This is a genomic window from Sandaracinus amylolyticus (assembly GCF_021631985.1).
GTDB classification, from domain to species: Bacteria; Myxococcota_A; Polyangia; order Polyangiales; family Sandaracinaceae; genus Sandaracinus; species Sandaracinus amylolyticus_A.
The window spans coordinates 3,577,220-3,591,080 of record NZ_CP070225.1; the positions used below are offsets into that span (position 1 = coordinate 3,577,220).

Here is a 13,861-nt window from a genome sequence, read left to right on the forward strand (position 1 = left end):
ATCTGCCGTCTCGTTCTCTCGGGTTCGAGCGGGCTGGGGAACCGGCCCTATGAGCTGACCCTGTGACCGCTCCGCTTCGATTGATCCCGCTCGGTGGCCTCGGCGAGATCGGGATGAACTGCATGGCCATCGAGCACGGGGACGACATCCTCGTGCTCGACTGCGGCGTGACGTTCGACTCGCGCGGGCTCGGCATCGACCTCGTGCACGCCGACTTCGGCTACGTGCTCGATCGCCGCGAGAAGGTGCGCGGCCTGGTGCTCACGCACGGCCACGAGGACCACATCGGCGCGACGAGCTGGTTCCTCCGCGACATCCCGGTACCGGTCTGGGGCCCGCCCTACGCGCTCGCGCTCGTGAAGCAGCGCATCGCCGAGCACCCGTTCCACGACATCGAGCGCCTCGACCTGCGCACGATGCAGCACGGCGTCGAGTACGCGATCGGCCCGTTCTCGTGGGAGCTCTGGCGCGTCACCCACTCGATCCCCGACGCGCACGGCATCGTGATCCGCACGCCCGTGGGCACGATCGTCCACAGCGGCGACTTCAAGATCGATCGCAATCCCCCGCCCGGCGATCACATGGATCTCGCGCGCATCGAAGAGATCGCGCAGGGCGGCGTGCGCGTGATGATGTCGGACTCGACGAACGCGCTCACCCAGGGCCACTCGGGCGGTGAGCGACAGGTCGAGGAGAGCCTCGAAGAGCTCGTCCGCAACGCGCGCGATCGCGTGATCATCGGGCTCTTCGCGTCGAACGTCGGGCGCATCCGCGCCCTGCTCGACGTGGCGCGCGCCACCGGCCGCAAGCTGATCCCGATGGGCCGCTCGGTCGACACGCACCTGCGCATCGCCGAGGAGCTCGGGGTCATCACCGATCCCCACGACGTGCTCGTCCCGCGCGATCGCGCGCGCACCGTCCCGCGCGATCAGTGCCTCATCGTCGCGACGGGATCGCAGGGCGAAGGCCCCGCCGCGCTCCCGCGCCTCGCGAACGGCACGCACCCCGACCTCGAGCTCGGCGCGGGCGATCTCGTGATCCTCAGCGCGCGCATCATCCCGGGCAACGAGCGCGCGGTGCTCGAGCTCATCAACACGCTCGAGCGTCGCGGCATCTCGGTGGTGCATCGCGGCAACGATCCGCGCGTGCACGTGAGCGGTCACGCGCACCGCGACGAGCAGCGCGAGCTGATCCAGCTCGTCCGCCCCCAGACGTTCGTGCCGGTGCACGGCACCTTCATGCACCTCAAGGCGCACGCCGAGATCGCGCGCGACGCCGGCGTTCCCGAGGTCTTCTTCTTCGAGAACGGCCAGATCATCGAGCTCTACGAGGATCGCACCGAGCTCGCGGAGCGCACCCACTCGGGGCGCGTGCACATCGATCACTTCGAGCCGGTCTCCGACCGCGTGATCCGCGATCGCACCCTGCTCGCGCAGCTCGGCGTGGTGTTCGTCTCGCTGCTCTGCGATCAGCGCGGACGCATCCTGGACGATCCGCAGATCGTCTCGCGCGGCGTGATCGACGAGGACGCCGACTACGATCTCCTCGAGGATCTGCGCGACGACGTGCGCGACGCGGTCGAGACGATGCGCAGCCCCGAGGATCGCCTCAGCGACGAGCTGCTGCGCGACCAGGTGCGCCGCGCGGTGCGTCGCTTCTTCGGTCGCGAGCTCGGCCGCAAGCCGCTCGTCTACGCCACCATCGCGCGCGTCGAGACCCGTCGATGACGGCACGCATCGCGCTGTTCGCGATCCTCCTCGCACTGACGGGCTGCGGACCCTCGGCGCCGCCGGCCGACGACGCGAGCGATCTCGCGCTCGAGCCACGCGAGATCCTCGGCGGTGAGATCGTCGAGGGCGCGGCCGAGGTCGCGGGCCGCTCGCTCACCGAGGACGAAGCGCGCGCGTTCGAGCCGCTCCTCGCCGCAGCCCAGCGCATCCGCCAGCTGCGCTTCGTGCGCCCCGTGCCCACGCGCGTGCAGACGCAGGACGACATCGTCGCGTTCGTGCGCGCGCACATCGAGCGCGACGAGCTCGAGCACGCCCGCGTCTTCTACGTCGCGCTGGGCCTGCTCGCGCCGGACCTCGACGTCGAGCGGATGATCCTCGCGGTGATGGGCGAGCAGATCGTCGGCTACTACGACCCCGAGGCCGGCGTGATGGTGGTGCGCGAGGACGTCGTCGGCGAGCTGCGCCGCGGCGGCGCCGACGCGCGCGATCAGAGCGCGCTCGTGCTGGTGCACGAGTACGTGCACGCGCTCCAGGACCAGCACCTCGGCCTGCGCGAGCAACAAGAAGAAGAGCGCTCGATCGACGGCGACAACGCATTCGCCTCGCTCGTCGAGGGCGACGCGACGCTCGCGATGATCGGCTGGATCGTCGACGCACAGGGCCATCGCCTCAGCACGCTCACCCGCGATCCCACGATCCTCGCGAACATCGTGCGCAGCTCACCCGCGGTCGCCGGTGGTGCCGAGCTCGAGCGCGCCCCCGCGATCGTCCGCGCGCCGCTGCTCTCTCGTTATCTCGACGGCCTCGTGTTCACCGCGCACCTCCACGGCAGCGGCGGGTTCACGTGGATCGACGACGCGTTCCGCCGCCCGCCCGAGTCCACCGAGCAGGTGCTGCACCCCGAGCGCTACCTGAACCGCGAGCGACCCGAGACGATCGCGCTCCCCGCGTTCGACGAGCTCACCGACGCGGGCCTCGAGGTGCACGACGAGGACACCCTCGGCGAGCTCGAGATGGGCGTGTACTTCGCGCTCGGCACGTCGAGCGATCGCGAAGCGGCCGCGGCGACCGGCTGGGGTGGCGATCGCATCCGCGTCTATCGCGGACCGAACGGCGCGACGTCGGCCGTGTGGTTCACCACGTGGGACGACGAGCGCGAGGCGATCGAGGCCGAGGCCGCGGCATCGCGGGTGCGCGATCACGTGCCCGAGGCGCAGCGCGCATCGCATCTCGTGCGTCGCGTCGGCCGCGCCCTGCTGATCCTGCGCGACGTCGACCCCGCGCTACAGCCCGCGGTGCTCGACGACTTCGACGCCTTCGCCGCATCGCTCCCGCACACGCCGGGGCGCATCGAAGGCTGATCCGACCCGCTGAGGAGAGCCGAGAACTTTTGAGGAAAGCAGGAGGGTTAGGAAGACCACGTCGAAGCGTCTTCCTGATCCTCCGACGCGCGAAGAGAGCGCCGTTCGGATCAACCGCGGAGGGCCGCTGAGAGAAGCGCGCGCTTCATCGCTACGAAAACCGTAGCGCTACGAATTTCGTAGCAGCCACACTCTCCTGCTCTCCTTCCTTCCTGCTCTCCTCAGTCGATCCCTCTTCCGGAATCTCTCCTCACTTGATCACGGCGAACGTCTGCTGGTTCATCGCCACGATGTTCCCCTGATCGTCCCAGAGCTCGCGCGTCTCGAGCACCCAGCCCTCGTGCGCGACCGGCGTCCACGCGCGGTACGCGAACGTGCCCTCGGGATCCACGCCGCGCAGATCGCGCAGCACCTGCATCGTGAACGCCACCGTGCCCATCGGGCGCGGCCCCGCGCTGCGCGAGAAGAGCGTCGGCCACCACGCGTCGAGCATCGCCGCGCACCACGCCGCGTCCGCCTTCGCGCCCGGCTCGTGCATCCGCACCCAGCCCTCGCAGCGCGCGCTCGGCCCCTTCGTGAACGGCAGCGGCCCGACGTTGCGATACTCGAACGCCTTCGCGAACGGCGGCCCGAACGCGCTCATGTCGACCACCGGCACGTCACGCCACGGGGTCATGCGCGGCGCGCTGGCCTCGACGAACCCCTCGCTCCCCGGGCGCGCCTTCGCGCTCACCGCCACGCAGTGCGCGCGCAGCTCGTCACCCTGCGTCAGCCGCGCTGCGACCGTCGACTGCCCCGATCCCGCGCGCAGCGTCTCCACCGCGATCTCCGCCGCACCCACCAGCGTCGCGCCGGGCAGCTCGACCGTCAGTGATCGCACCGTGCGCTCCGGGTCCGCGACGTGCTCGTCGATGGCGCGCACCATCGTCGCGATCACGAGCCCTCCGAACGCCCCGCGGCCTTGTTGCCACCCGTCCGGAACGCTCCACTCCCAGGGTCCCGCGGCCCCCCTCCGCGGCGTGCTCAGCCCTTCGAAATTGCCCATGCGCGCGAGAGCTTGATGTCACCGTCGCATCGGCGCGACCCGGTTCTTGACGCTCACAGAGCGTAGGGCTAGGTACCCGCACTTCGGTCGGGCAACACCTGCCTTCGCCGGCAAGGCCGCCACGCGTCGCCCGCCCTCACAGAACGCCCGCCCTCACAGAAAGCGCGCACCGAGCCATGCAGTCGCAGGTCAGCGAGATCGATCCCGTCACCGTCGAGATCCAGGTCGAGGTTCCCTGGGATCGCGTCCAGAAGAACCTGGACGAGACGTTCACGAAGCTGCAGCGGACCGCGCGCATCAAGGGCTTCCGCCCCGGCAAGGCGCCGCGCAACGTGCTCCAGCGTCTCTTCTCGAAGGACGTGCAGGCCGAGGTCGTCTCGAATCTCGTCGAGGAGAGCGTCGTCCAGGCGGTGCAGCAGCACTCCATCCCCGTCGTCTCGCAGGCGATGATGGACGCGCGCCCCGAGCTCACCCTGGGCCAGCCCCTCACCTTCAAGGTGAAGTTCGAGGTTCGCCCCAAGGTCGAGAACCTCGAGACGACGCTCGAGCTGACGCGCACGCCTGCGACCGTGAGCGACGCCGAGATCGAGCAGGAGATCGAGCGCCTCCGCCAGCAGCACGCGATCGTGCGCCCCATCGAGGGCGAGCGCGCCGCGCAGAAGGGCGACGTCCTGATCATCGACTACGCGGTGACGATCGACGGCGAGCCCAAGCCCGACATGAAGGGCGAGAACCGCACGGTGAACCTCGGCGAGGGTCGCCTGCTCGACGAGATCGACGCGGGCCTCGTGGGCGCGAAGGTCGGCGAGAAGAAGACCATCGAGATCGCGCGTGGCGACGACGACGCGAACAAGGAGCTCGCGGGCAAGAAGGTCGTCTTCGAGGTCGACGTGAAGGAGCTGCGCGAGCGCGTGCTGCCCGACGTCGACGACGAGTTCGCGAAGGACGTCGGCGAGTACGAGACGCTCGCGGACCTCCGCACGAAGCTGCGCGCGCGCCTCGAGGAGAGCGCGAAGGCCCGCAGCGAGAGCCAGCTGCGCGAGCAGGCCGTCGAGAAGCTCGCCGAGAAGAACCCGATCCCGGTCCCGCCCTCGCTCGTCGATCAGCAGCTCCGCGCGATGCTCCAGGAGTACATGCAGATCATGCAGATGCTCGGGCAGCAGCCGGACTTCGGGAAGGACGGCTTCGACGAGATGCGCAAGCGCGCGGAGACGAAGGTCCGCGCCGCGCTGCTCCTCGGCGAGCTCTCGCGCAAGGCCGAGATCAGCGTCGCCGCCGACGAGATCGAGGCGAAGATGCGCGAGCTCGCCGAGAAGACCGGCAAGCACATCGCCAAGGTCAAGGCCGACTACGCGGGCGAGAAGCGCGAGCAGCTCGAGACGCAGATCCTGGAAGACAAGCTGATCAAGCACCTGCTCGACCGGGCTACGATCACCGACGCCGCGCCTACTTCTTCCGAGAGCGCCGCTTCCGCCGCGGCCACCTGAGCGCTAGTTTCTTTCCCACGCGCCGGCGCTCGCCGACGCAGGAGCATTTCGCCGATGAACGACCGTCCGATCGACCCGGCACTGATGACGTACTTCCCGCACGTCTACGAGACCACTCACCGCGGTGAGCGCGCGTGGGACCTCTGGAGCCGACTGCTCCGCGATCGGATCATCTTCCTCGGCAGCGAGATCAACGACGACGTCGCGAACGTGATCATCGCGCAGCTCCTGATCCTCGAGGGCGAGGATCCGGACAAGGAGATCACGATGTACATCAACAGCCCCGGCGGCGTGATCACGTCGGGGCTCGCGATCTACGACACGATGCAGTACGTGCGCTGCCCGGTGTCGACGGTGTGCCTCGGTCAGGCCGCGTCGATGGGCGCGGTGCTGCTCGCGGCGGGCACCAAGGGTCGCCGTCGTTGCCTCCCGAACTCGCGTGTGATGATCCACCAGCCGCACGGCGGCGCGCGCGGCCAGGCGACCGACATCGAGATCCAGGCGCGCGAGATCCTCCACCTGCGCGGCCGCCTGAACGAGATCCTCGCGAGGCACACCGGCCAGTCGATCGAGCAGGTGAAGAACGACACCGAGCGCGATCGTTTCCTCGCCGCGAACGAGGCCAAGGAGTACGGCCTCATCGACGAGGTCATCGCGCACCGGAAGCAGCTCTGAACCACGGGCTCGGAGCGTGCCCCTCCCTCTTCACGGGAGGGGCTCAACTCACCGGCCACCCGCGTTGCTACCGCGGAACGCCGGCACTAGACTCTCTCGGTGATTCTCGCGGTCGGGTGCTGCGTCGTCCTCTCGCAGGGCGCGCGGCTCCGATCGAGACGAACGTCGCATCGAGAAGCTCAATTTTGCTCAGAGCAGGGGACGGGTCGGACTGATGCCGGTCGATCGTAGGCGCGACGAGGGTCACGGGAATCTGCAGTGCTCTTTCTGCGGCAAGTCGCAGAAGGAAGTGAAGAAGCTCATCGCAGGGCCGACGGTCTACATCTGCGACGAGTGCATCGCGCTCTGCAACGACATCATCGCGGAGGAGGTCGACCGCGAGGACTCGTTCCAGAGCGGGACGCCGCTGCCGAAGCCCAGCGAGATCAAGGCCGTTCTCGACGAGTACGTGATCGGGCAGGAGCGCGCGAAGAAGATCCTGTCGGTCGCGGTCCACAACCACTACAAGCGCATCGACTCGCGCGTGGGGCAGGACGACGTCGAGCTGCAGAAGTCGAACATCCTGCTGATCGGCCCGACCGGCACCGGCAAGACGCTGCTCGCGCAGACGCTCGCCCGCGTGCTGAACGTGCCGTTCGCCATCGCGGATGCGACGACGCTGACCGAGGCGGGCTACGTCGGCGAGGATGTCGAGAACATCATCGTCCAGCTGCTCCAGAACGCCGATCACGACGTCGAGCGCGCGCAGCGCGGCATCGTCTACATCGACGAGATCGACAAGATCGCGCGCAAGGGCGACAACCCGTCGATCACCCGCGACGTGAGCGGCGAGGGCGTGCAGCAGGCGCTGCTGAAGATCATCGAGGGCACCGTCGCGAACGTGCCCCCGAAGGGCGGCCGCAAGCACCCCCAGCAGGACTTCCTCCAGGTCGACACGACCAACATCCTCTTCATCTGCGGCGGCGCGTTCGTCGGCCTCGAGCAGATCATCGAGCGCCGCATCGGCGAGCGCTCGCTGGGCTTCGGCGCGGACGTGCCGAGCAAGAAGGACAAGCGCCTCGGCGAGGTGCTCGCGCAGGCGCAGCCCGAGGACCTGATCAAGGCGGGCCTCATCCCGGAGTTCGTCGGTCGTCTGCCCGTGGTGGCGACGCTCAACGAGCTCACCGAGGAGGCGCTGATCGACATCCTCACCCAGCCGAAGAACGCGCTGGTGAAGCAGTTCCAGAAGCTGTTCGAGATGGACGGCGTGCGCCTCAAGTTCACCCGCAGCGCGCTCCAGGCGGTCGCGCGCGAGGCGCTCAAGCGCAACGCGGGTGCACGTGGTCTGCGCGCGATCCTCGAGAACGCGATGCTCGAGACCATGTACGACATCCCGGCGCGCTCGGGCGTGAAGGAAGTGCACGTCAACGACGACGTGATCCTTCGCGGAGAGAAGCCGCTGATGGTGCTGGAGAAGGAAGCCGGCCTCGCGTGATCCCTCCCGCGTGTTTCTCGGTGCCGTGATCGACGGCAACCGTGATACACGCATGAAGGGCCCTTGGTACGGCCTGAATTGATCGGGGGGAGGAGCGAGCGGATGTTCTTCAACAAGAGCGACAACGGCGGGGCGCCGAAGAAGCAGCGCGTGCTTCCGCTGCTGCCCCTGCGGGACATCATCGTGTTCCCGCACATGGTCGTGCCGCTCTTCGTGGGCCGCGAGAAGTCGATCGCCGCGCTCGAAGAGGCGATGGCGCAGGACAAGGAGATCCTGCTCGCCGCACAGAAGAAGGCGAAGACCAACGACCCGACGCCCGACGACATCTACACGATGGGCACCGTCGGCTCGATCGAGCAGATGCTGCGCCTGCCCGACGGCACCGTGAAGGTGATGGTCCTCGGCAAGCGCCGCGCTCGCATCAAGAAGTTCGTCCCGAGCGACGACTTCTTCCTGTGCGAGGTCGAGAACGTCGAGGACAAGTACGTCGCGAGCGTCGAGCTCGAGGCGCTCACGCGCAGCGTGCAGTCGACGTTCGAGACCTACGTGAAGCTGAACAAGCGCATCGCGCCCGAGACGCTGATGCAGGTTCAGACCATCGACGATCCGGTCCGGCTCGCGGACGCGATCGTCGTGCATCTCTCCGCGGTGAAGCTCCACGACAAGCAGGAGATCCTGGAGACCACCGATGCCGCGAAGCGGCTCGAGCGCCTGTTCGAGCTGATGAACGCGGAAATCGAGATCTTGAACGTCGAGAAGAAGATCCGTTCTCGCGTCAAGAAGCAGATGGAGAAGACGCAGAAGGAGTACTACCTCAACGAGCAGATGCAGGCGATCCAGAAGGAGCTCGGCGAACGCGACGAGTTCAAGTCTGAGATCCAAGAGCTCGAAGAGAAGATCAAGACGAAGAAGCTCTCCAAGGAAGCCGAGGGCCGCGTCAAGAAGGAGCTCCGGAAGCTCAAGATGATGCAGCCGATGAGTGCGGAGGCGACCGTCGTCCGCAACTACATCGACTGGGTGCTCAACCTCCCGTGGGAGGACAAGAGCGAAGAGAACTACGACATCGAGGCCGCGGAGCGCATCCTCGACGAGGACCACTACGGCCTGAAGAAGGTCAAGGAGCGCGTCCTCGAGTACCTCGCGGTGCAGGCGCTCGTCCGCAAGCTCAAGGGCCCCGTGCTCTGCCTCGTGGGCCCGCCGGGCGTCGGCAAGACGTCGCTCGCGCGCTCGATCGCGCGCAGCACGGGCCGCAAGTTCGTGCGCCTCTCGCTCGGTGGTGTGCGCGACGAGGCCGAGATCCGCGGCCACCGCCGCACGTACATCGGTGCGCTGCCGGGCCGCATCATCCAGAGCCTGCGCAAGGCCGGCGCGAACAACCCGGTCTTCCTGCTCGACGAGATCGACAAGATGTCGAGCGACTTCCGCGGCGACCCGGCTGCGGCGCTGCTCGAGGTGCTCGACCCCGAGCAGAACAAGTCGTTCAACGACCACTACCTCGACCTCGACTACGACCTCTCCGACGTCATGTTCATCACGACGGCGAACTCGCTCGGTGGCATCCCGATGCCGCTGCGAGACCGCATGGAGATCATCGAGCTCAGCGGCTACACGGAGTTCGAGAAGCTGAACATCGCGGTGCGCTACCTCGTGCCGCGGCAGAAGCAGGAAGCCGGGCTCGAGCAGGCCGACGTCGATCTCACCGAGAACGCGATCCGCACGATCATCCATCACTACACGAAGGAATCGGGCGTTCGTAACCTCGAGCGCGAGATCGGCAGCGTGTGCCGCAAGGTCGCGCGCCAGGTGCTGAAGGATCAGCAGCAGGGCAAGACCGGGCTTAGCTATCGCATCGCGGCGAAGAACGTCCCGCAGTACCTCGGCGTGCCGCGCTTCCGTTCGAACAAGACGAGCGAGCACGACGAGGTCGGCCTGACCAACGGCCTCGCGTACACGACGTACGGCGGAACGATCCTCGAGTGCGAGGTGAGCGTGGTGCCCGGCAAGGGCAAGCTCGTGATCACCGGCCTGCTCGAGAAGGGCATGCAGGAGTCCGCGCAGGCGGCGATGAGCTACATCCGCTCGCGCCAGCAGATGCTCGGGCTCGCGAGCAAGAGCGAGGACGGCGACGACTTCCACTCGAAGGTCGACGTCCACGTGCACTTCCCCGAGTTCGTTCCGAAGGACGGGCCGAGCGCGGGCGTGACCATCGCGACGTCGATCGCGAGCGCGCTGATGAAGATCCCGGTGCGCCGCACGGTGGCGATGACCGGCGAGATCACGCTGCGTGGTCGCGTGATGCCGATCGGCGGGCTCAAGGAGAAGATGCTCGCGGCGCATCGCGCGGGCATCCAGACGATCCTCGTGCCGCGCGAGAACCGGAAGGACCTGCGCGAGATCCCGAAGCGCGTGCTCAACGCGATGCGCGTCGTGCTCGTCGAGCACATGGACGAGGTGCTGCGCGAGGCGCTCGTGCTGAGCGATCCCGACGCGGTCTTCGGCAAGCGCGTGCGCCCGATGGAGTACGTCGGCGGGCGTCTCGTGGAGCACGGCGACGGCGGCGAGGGGCCCGGCGAGGGCGTGCCCACGCCGACGGTCGAAGCGCCCGGCGCGCAGCAGTAGACAGCGCGAGAAGCGCGGTGAACGAGCGAGTTGACGCAGTGCGTCGACTTGCTCGTTCTGCTTTGTCCTGTATCTCTGCCGGCCGTGCGGGGGCCACGCTTCATCCGAGCACCGCTCGTGAGCCGGATCCGTGAGGTGCGCTCGCTCGCGCCTGCCGAGATCGACGTGATGTGGACGCTCTTCGCGCGTCATTACGAGGACGTGACGCGCGAGACGTTCGAGCAAGACCTCGCGCCGAAGCAGCACGTCATCCTGCTGCGCGAGGCCGTGTCGCGGCAGATCGTCGGGTTCTCGACCATCGAGGTCGATCGACGTCATGTCGGTGGTCGCGACATCGTGTCGATCTTCTCGGGCGACACGATCGTCGAGCGACGCTACTGGGGCACGCGCGCGCTGCATCGCGCGTTCTTCCGCTACGTCATGGCGCTGAAGCTCGCGAGCCCGACGACGCCGGTCTACTGGTTCCTGATCACCAAGGGCTACAAGACGTATCTGCTGCTCACGCGGAACTTCCCGGAGCACTGGCCGCGTCACGATCGCGCCACGCCGCCCTGGCAGCAGGCGATCCTCGACGACCTCGCGACGCGGCGCTTCGGTGATGCGTACGACGCGCGACACGGCGTGCTGCGCCTCGCGGACTCGGGCCACGGAAGGCTGCGCGCCGAGGTCGCGCCGATCGACGAGACGCTCGCGCACGATCCCGACGTGCGGTTCTTCGTCGAGCGCAACCCCGGCGCGCCGCGCGGTGACGAGCTCTGCTGCCTCGGCCGCGTGGGCGTGGGGCTCGCGATGCAGTTCGGTCGCAAGCAGCTCGCGCGCGCGCTCGAGGGCGCCTGATGTTGCTCTCGGCGTTCCACACCGCGTGGATCGGCTCGATGCTGCCCGCGCAGCAGCGCTTCGCGCGCGCGCTGTCGCGACCGCGCGAGACGCAGCTCGCGAAGCTCGCGGCGCACCTGCGCGCGCACGAAGCGACCGCGTACGGTCGCGCGCACGGGTTCGAATCCGTGCTCAGAGCACACGATTCGCTCGGCGCGTGGCAGCGCCGCGTGCCGGTCGCGCGGTGGGGCTCGATCGAGCCGTGGATCGATCGCATCGCGCAGGGCGAGCCGCGCGTGCTGACGGTCGAGCCACCGCGCTGCTTCGAGCGCTCGGGGGGATCGACGTCGGCGACCAAGCTGTTGCCGATCACGCCGCGCTTCTTGAGCGAGATGGGCGAGTCGACGTCGTCGTGGCTGGTCGATCTGCACCGACGTCATCCGCTGATCGGCAAGCGCAGCTATTGGTCGATCTCGCCGGTCGCGCGCGCGCCGCAGCGCACGCCGGGCGGCATCCCGATCGGGATGAGCGACGACGCCGAGTACTTCGGGTCGATCGCGCGCGACGTGATCGCGCGCTCGATGGCGGTGCCCTCGCACGTCGCGAGCGCGCCCGACGTGGACACCTGGCGCCGGGAGACGGTGCGGCATCTCTTGTCGGCGGGTGATCTCGCGCTGATCTCGGTGTGGTCGCCGAGCTTCCTGACGCTCTTGCTCGAGTGGACCGAGGCGAACCTCGACGCGCTCCTCGGGACGATCCCGGTGCGGCGCGCGGAGTCGATCCGTCGCGGGCTCGATCGCGAGGGGCGCTTCGTCGTGGAAGCGTTGTGGCCCGAGCTCGCGCTGATCTCGTGCTGGGCCGACGGGCCCGCGCGTGCGCTGCTCCCCGCGCTGAAGTGCTTCGTCGCGCGCACCACGTTGCAGCCGAAGGGACTGCTCGCGACCGAGGGCGTGGTGAGCGTTCCGCTCGGCGATCGAGAGAGCGCGCCGATCGCGATCACCTCGCACTTCCTCGAGTGGATCGATCTCGATCATCCGACGCGCGCGCCGCTGCTCTCCGACGCGCTGCGCGTGGGCGGCACGTACTCGCCGCTGCTCACGACCGGCGCCGGGCTCGCGCGTTATCACCTCGCCGACGTCGTGCGCGTCGTCGGGATGGAGCGCGCGACGCCGCGGGTGCGCTTCGAGGGCAAGCTCGATCGCGTGAGCGACGTGGCGGGCGAGAAGCTGCACGCGTCGTTCGTCGAGCGCTGCGTGGACGATGCGCTGCGCGCCACGGTCGGCGACACGCGCTTCGTGCTCCTCGCCCCGCGCGCGCGTCCCGCGGGCTATCGCCTCTACGTCGAGAGCGACGCCGACGAAGGCTTGCTGAGCAAGCTCGCGCACAGGCTCGATCGCGAGCTCGCCGCGTCGCATCCGTACTCGTACGCGCGCGATCTCGGGCAGCTCGGGCCGATCGACGCGCGTCGCGTCGCGCGCGGCGAAGCGCGATACCTCGACGCGATGATCGCGCGCGGGCAGCGCGCGGGAGACGTGAAGCCGTCGCGTCTCGACGCCGAGAACGGCTGGGACGTGATCTTCGGAGTGCCGTCATGACGAGCATGCGAGAGCGGGCGGGGCGTCTGCGCGATCACTGGTACGTCGCGGCGCGCAGCGACGAGGTCACGACGAAGAAGCCGCTCGGCAGCGTGATCCTCGAGCAGCCACTCGTGCTCTTCCGCACCTCGAAGGGGCGCGTGGTGGTGCTCGAGGATCGCTGCGCGCACCGCAACGCGAAGCTGAGCGAGGGCGACGTCTGGGGCGATCGGCTAGGGTGCCCGTACCACGGCTGGACCTACGACTGCGAAGGTCGCCTCGTGAACGTGCCGAGCGAAGGGCCGCGCTCGCTGCCGGTGCTCGAGTGCAGCGTGCCGCGCTTCCACGTGCTCGAGCGCTACGGGCTCGTCTGGGTGTGGATGGGGCACGGCGCGCCCGACAAGGAGCCCTTCGTGATGCCGCACTTCGACGCGGAGGGACGCGGCGACGAAGAGGGCTGGGGCGGCTACTGGATGACCACGGACTTCGCGAACGGGGTGACCAACCTCGTCGAGAACTTCATGGACGTCCCGCACACGGTGTTCGTGCACAAGGGCTGGTTCCGCCGCACCGCGAACAAGAAGATCAAGACGAAGGTGGAGCGCACGAAGGACAGCGTGCTCGTCACCTACGATCAGCCGTCGGACAGCATCGGGTTCACCGGGCGCATCCTGAACCCGAGCGGCGCGCCGATGGTGCACACCGACAAGTTCTACATGCCGAACGTCACGCGCGTGGACTACGACTTCGGCGGTGAGCGCGGGTTCGTGATCACGTCGACGTGCACGCCGCGCGGTCCGTTCGACACGCGGGTGTACACGCGGATCAGCTATCAGCTCGGGCGCTGGAACCGCCTCGCGCGGCACCTGCTGCCGCCATACACGCGCGAAGTGATCCGACAGGACGTCGTGATCATGCGGAACCAGGGCGACAACCTGCAGCGCTACGGCGGCACGCCGCGCTTCCTCTCGACCGCGGCGGACGTGCTGCACGAGCACATCGAGTCGCTGCGCGATCACGCGACGCGCGGCGACGACGCACCCGAGCCGCGCGTCGACGTGATCGAGATGTGGATCTAGT

At 68.3% G+C, this 13,861-nt stretch carries 10 protein-coding genes; 9 read left to right on the plus strand and 1 reads right to left on the minus strand.

All coding sequences use genetic code 11. The annotated features are described in order from the left end of the window. The first annotated feature begins 62 nt into the window (after positions 1 to 62). Both I5071_RS14785 and I5071_RS14790 read left to right on the plus strand, forming a co-directional pair. Complete coding sequence (locus I5071_RS14785) at positions 63 to 1,727, plus strand: ribonuclease J (protein WP_236606099.1); 1,665 nt, start codon at positions 63 to 65, stop codon at positions 1,725 to 1,727. Then, positions 1,724 to 3,091 (plus strand): hypothetical protein, encoded by a 1,368-nt coding sequence (locus I5071_RS14790; RefSeq protein WP_236606100.1) that lies wholly within the window; start codon positions 1,724 to 1,726, stop codon positions 3,089 to 3,091. Before I5071_RS14785 ends, I5071_RS14790 begins: the two co-directional genes overlap by 4 nt. A 250-nt stretch (positions 3,092 to 3,341) precedes the next feature. Here I5071_RS14790 and I5071_RS14795 read toward each other — a convergent pair whose 3' ends face one another. Continuing rightward, positions 3,342 to 4,136, minus strand: coding sequence for an acyl-CoA thioesterase (locus tag I5071_RS14795; protein WP_268921230.1), 795 nt, complete (start codon positions 4,134 to 4,136; stop codon positions 3,342 to 3,344). Between the two features lie 176 nt (positions 4,137 to 4,312). Between I5071_RS14795 and tig the strand changes: the two genes are divergently transcribed. The 7 genes from tig (at position 4,313) to I5071_RS14830 (ending at position 13,860) form a co-directional block, all read left to right on the plus strand. After that, the gene (gene tig, locus I5071_RS14800; RefSeq protein WP_236606102.1) at positions 4,313 to 5,623 is read left to right on the plus strand and encodes a trigger factor; all 1,311 of its coding nucleotides are present in this window, start codon (positions 4,313 to 4,315) and stop codon (positions 5,621 to 5,623) included. A 54-nt stretch (positions 5,624 to 5,677) separates the two neighbouring features. After that, positions 5,678 to 6,298 (plus strand): ATP-dependent Clp endopeptidase proteolytic subunit ClpP, encoded by a 621-nt coding sequence (clpP, locus tag I5071_RS14805; RefSeq protein WP_329611163.1) that lies wholly within the window; start codon positions 5,678 to 5,680, stop codon positions 6,296 to 6,298. A 214-nt stretch (positions 6,299 to 6,512) separates the two neighbouring features. After that, positions 6,513 to 7,772, plus strand: a complete 1,260-nt coding sequence (gene clpX / locus I5071_RS14810; protein WP_053233479.1) for an ATP-dependent Clp protease ATP-binding subunit ClpX — start codon at positions 6,513 to 6,515, stop codon at positions 7,770 to 7,772. A gap of 102 nt (positions 7,773 to 7,874) precedes the next feature. After that, positions 7,875 to 10,391, plus strand: coding sequence for an endopeptidase La (gene lon / locus I5071_RS14815; protein WP_236606103.1), 2,517 nt, complete (start codon positions 7,875 to 7,877; stop codon positions 10,389 to 10,391). Between the two features lie 117 nt (positions 10,392 to 10,508). Then, a complete protein-coding gene (locus I5071_RS14820) occupies positions 10,509 to 11,228 on the plus strand; it encodes a hypothetical protein (protein ID WP_236606104.1) in 720 nt (239 codons plus the stop codon). Beyond that, entirely contained in the window at positions 11,228 to 12,802 is a 1,575-nt protein-coding gene (locus I5071_RS14825; protein ID WP_236606105.1) for a GH3 family domain-containing protein, read from the plus strand. The genes I5071_RS14820 and I5071_RS14825 overlap by 1 nt, the downstream gene beginning before the upstream one ends. Then, the gene (locus I5071_RS14830) at positions 12,799 to 13,860 is read left to right on the plus strand and encodes an aromatic ring-hydroxylating oxygenase subunit alpha (RefSeq protein ID WP_236606106.1); all 1,062 of its coding nucleotides are present in this window, start codon (positions 12,799 to 12,801) and stop codon (positions 13,858 to 13,860) included. Before I5071_RS14825 ends, I5071_RS14830 begins: the two co-directional genes overlap by 4 nt. The last annotated feature ends 1 nt before the right edge of the window (position 13,861 follow it).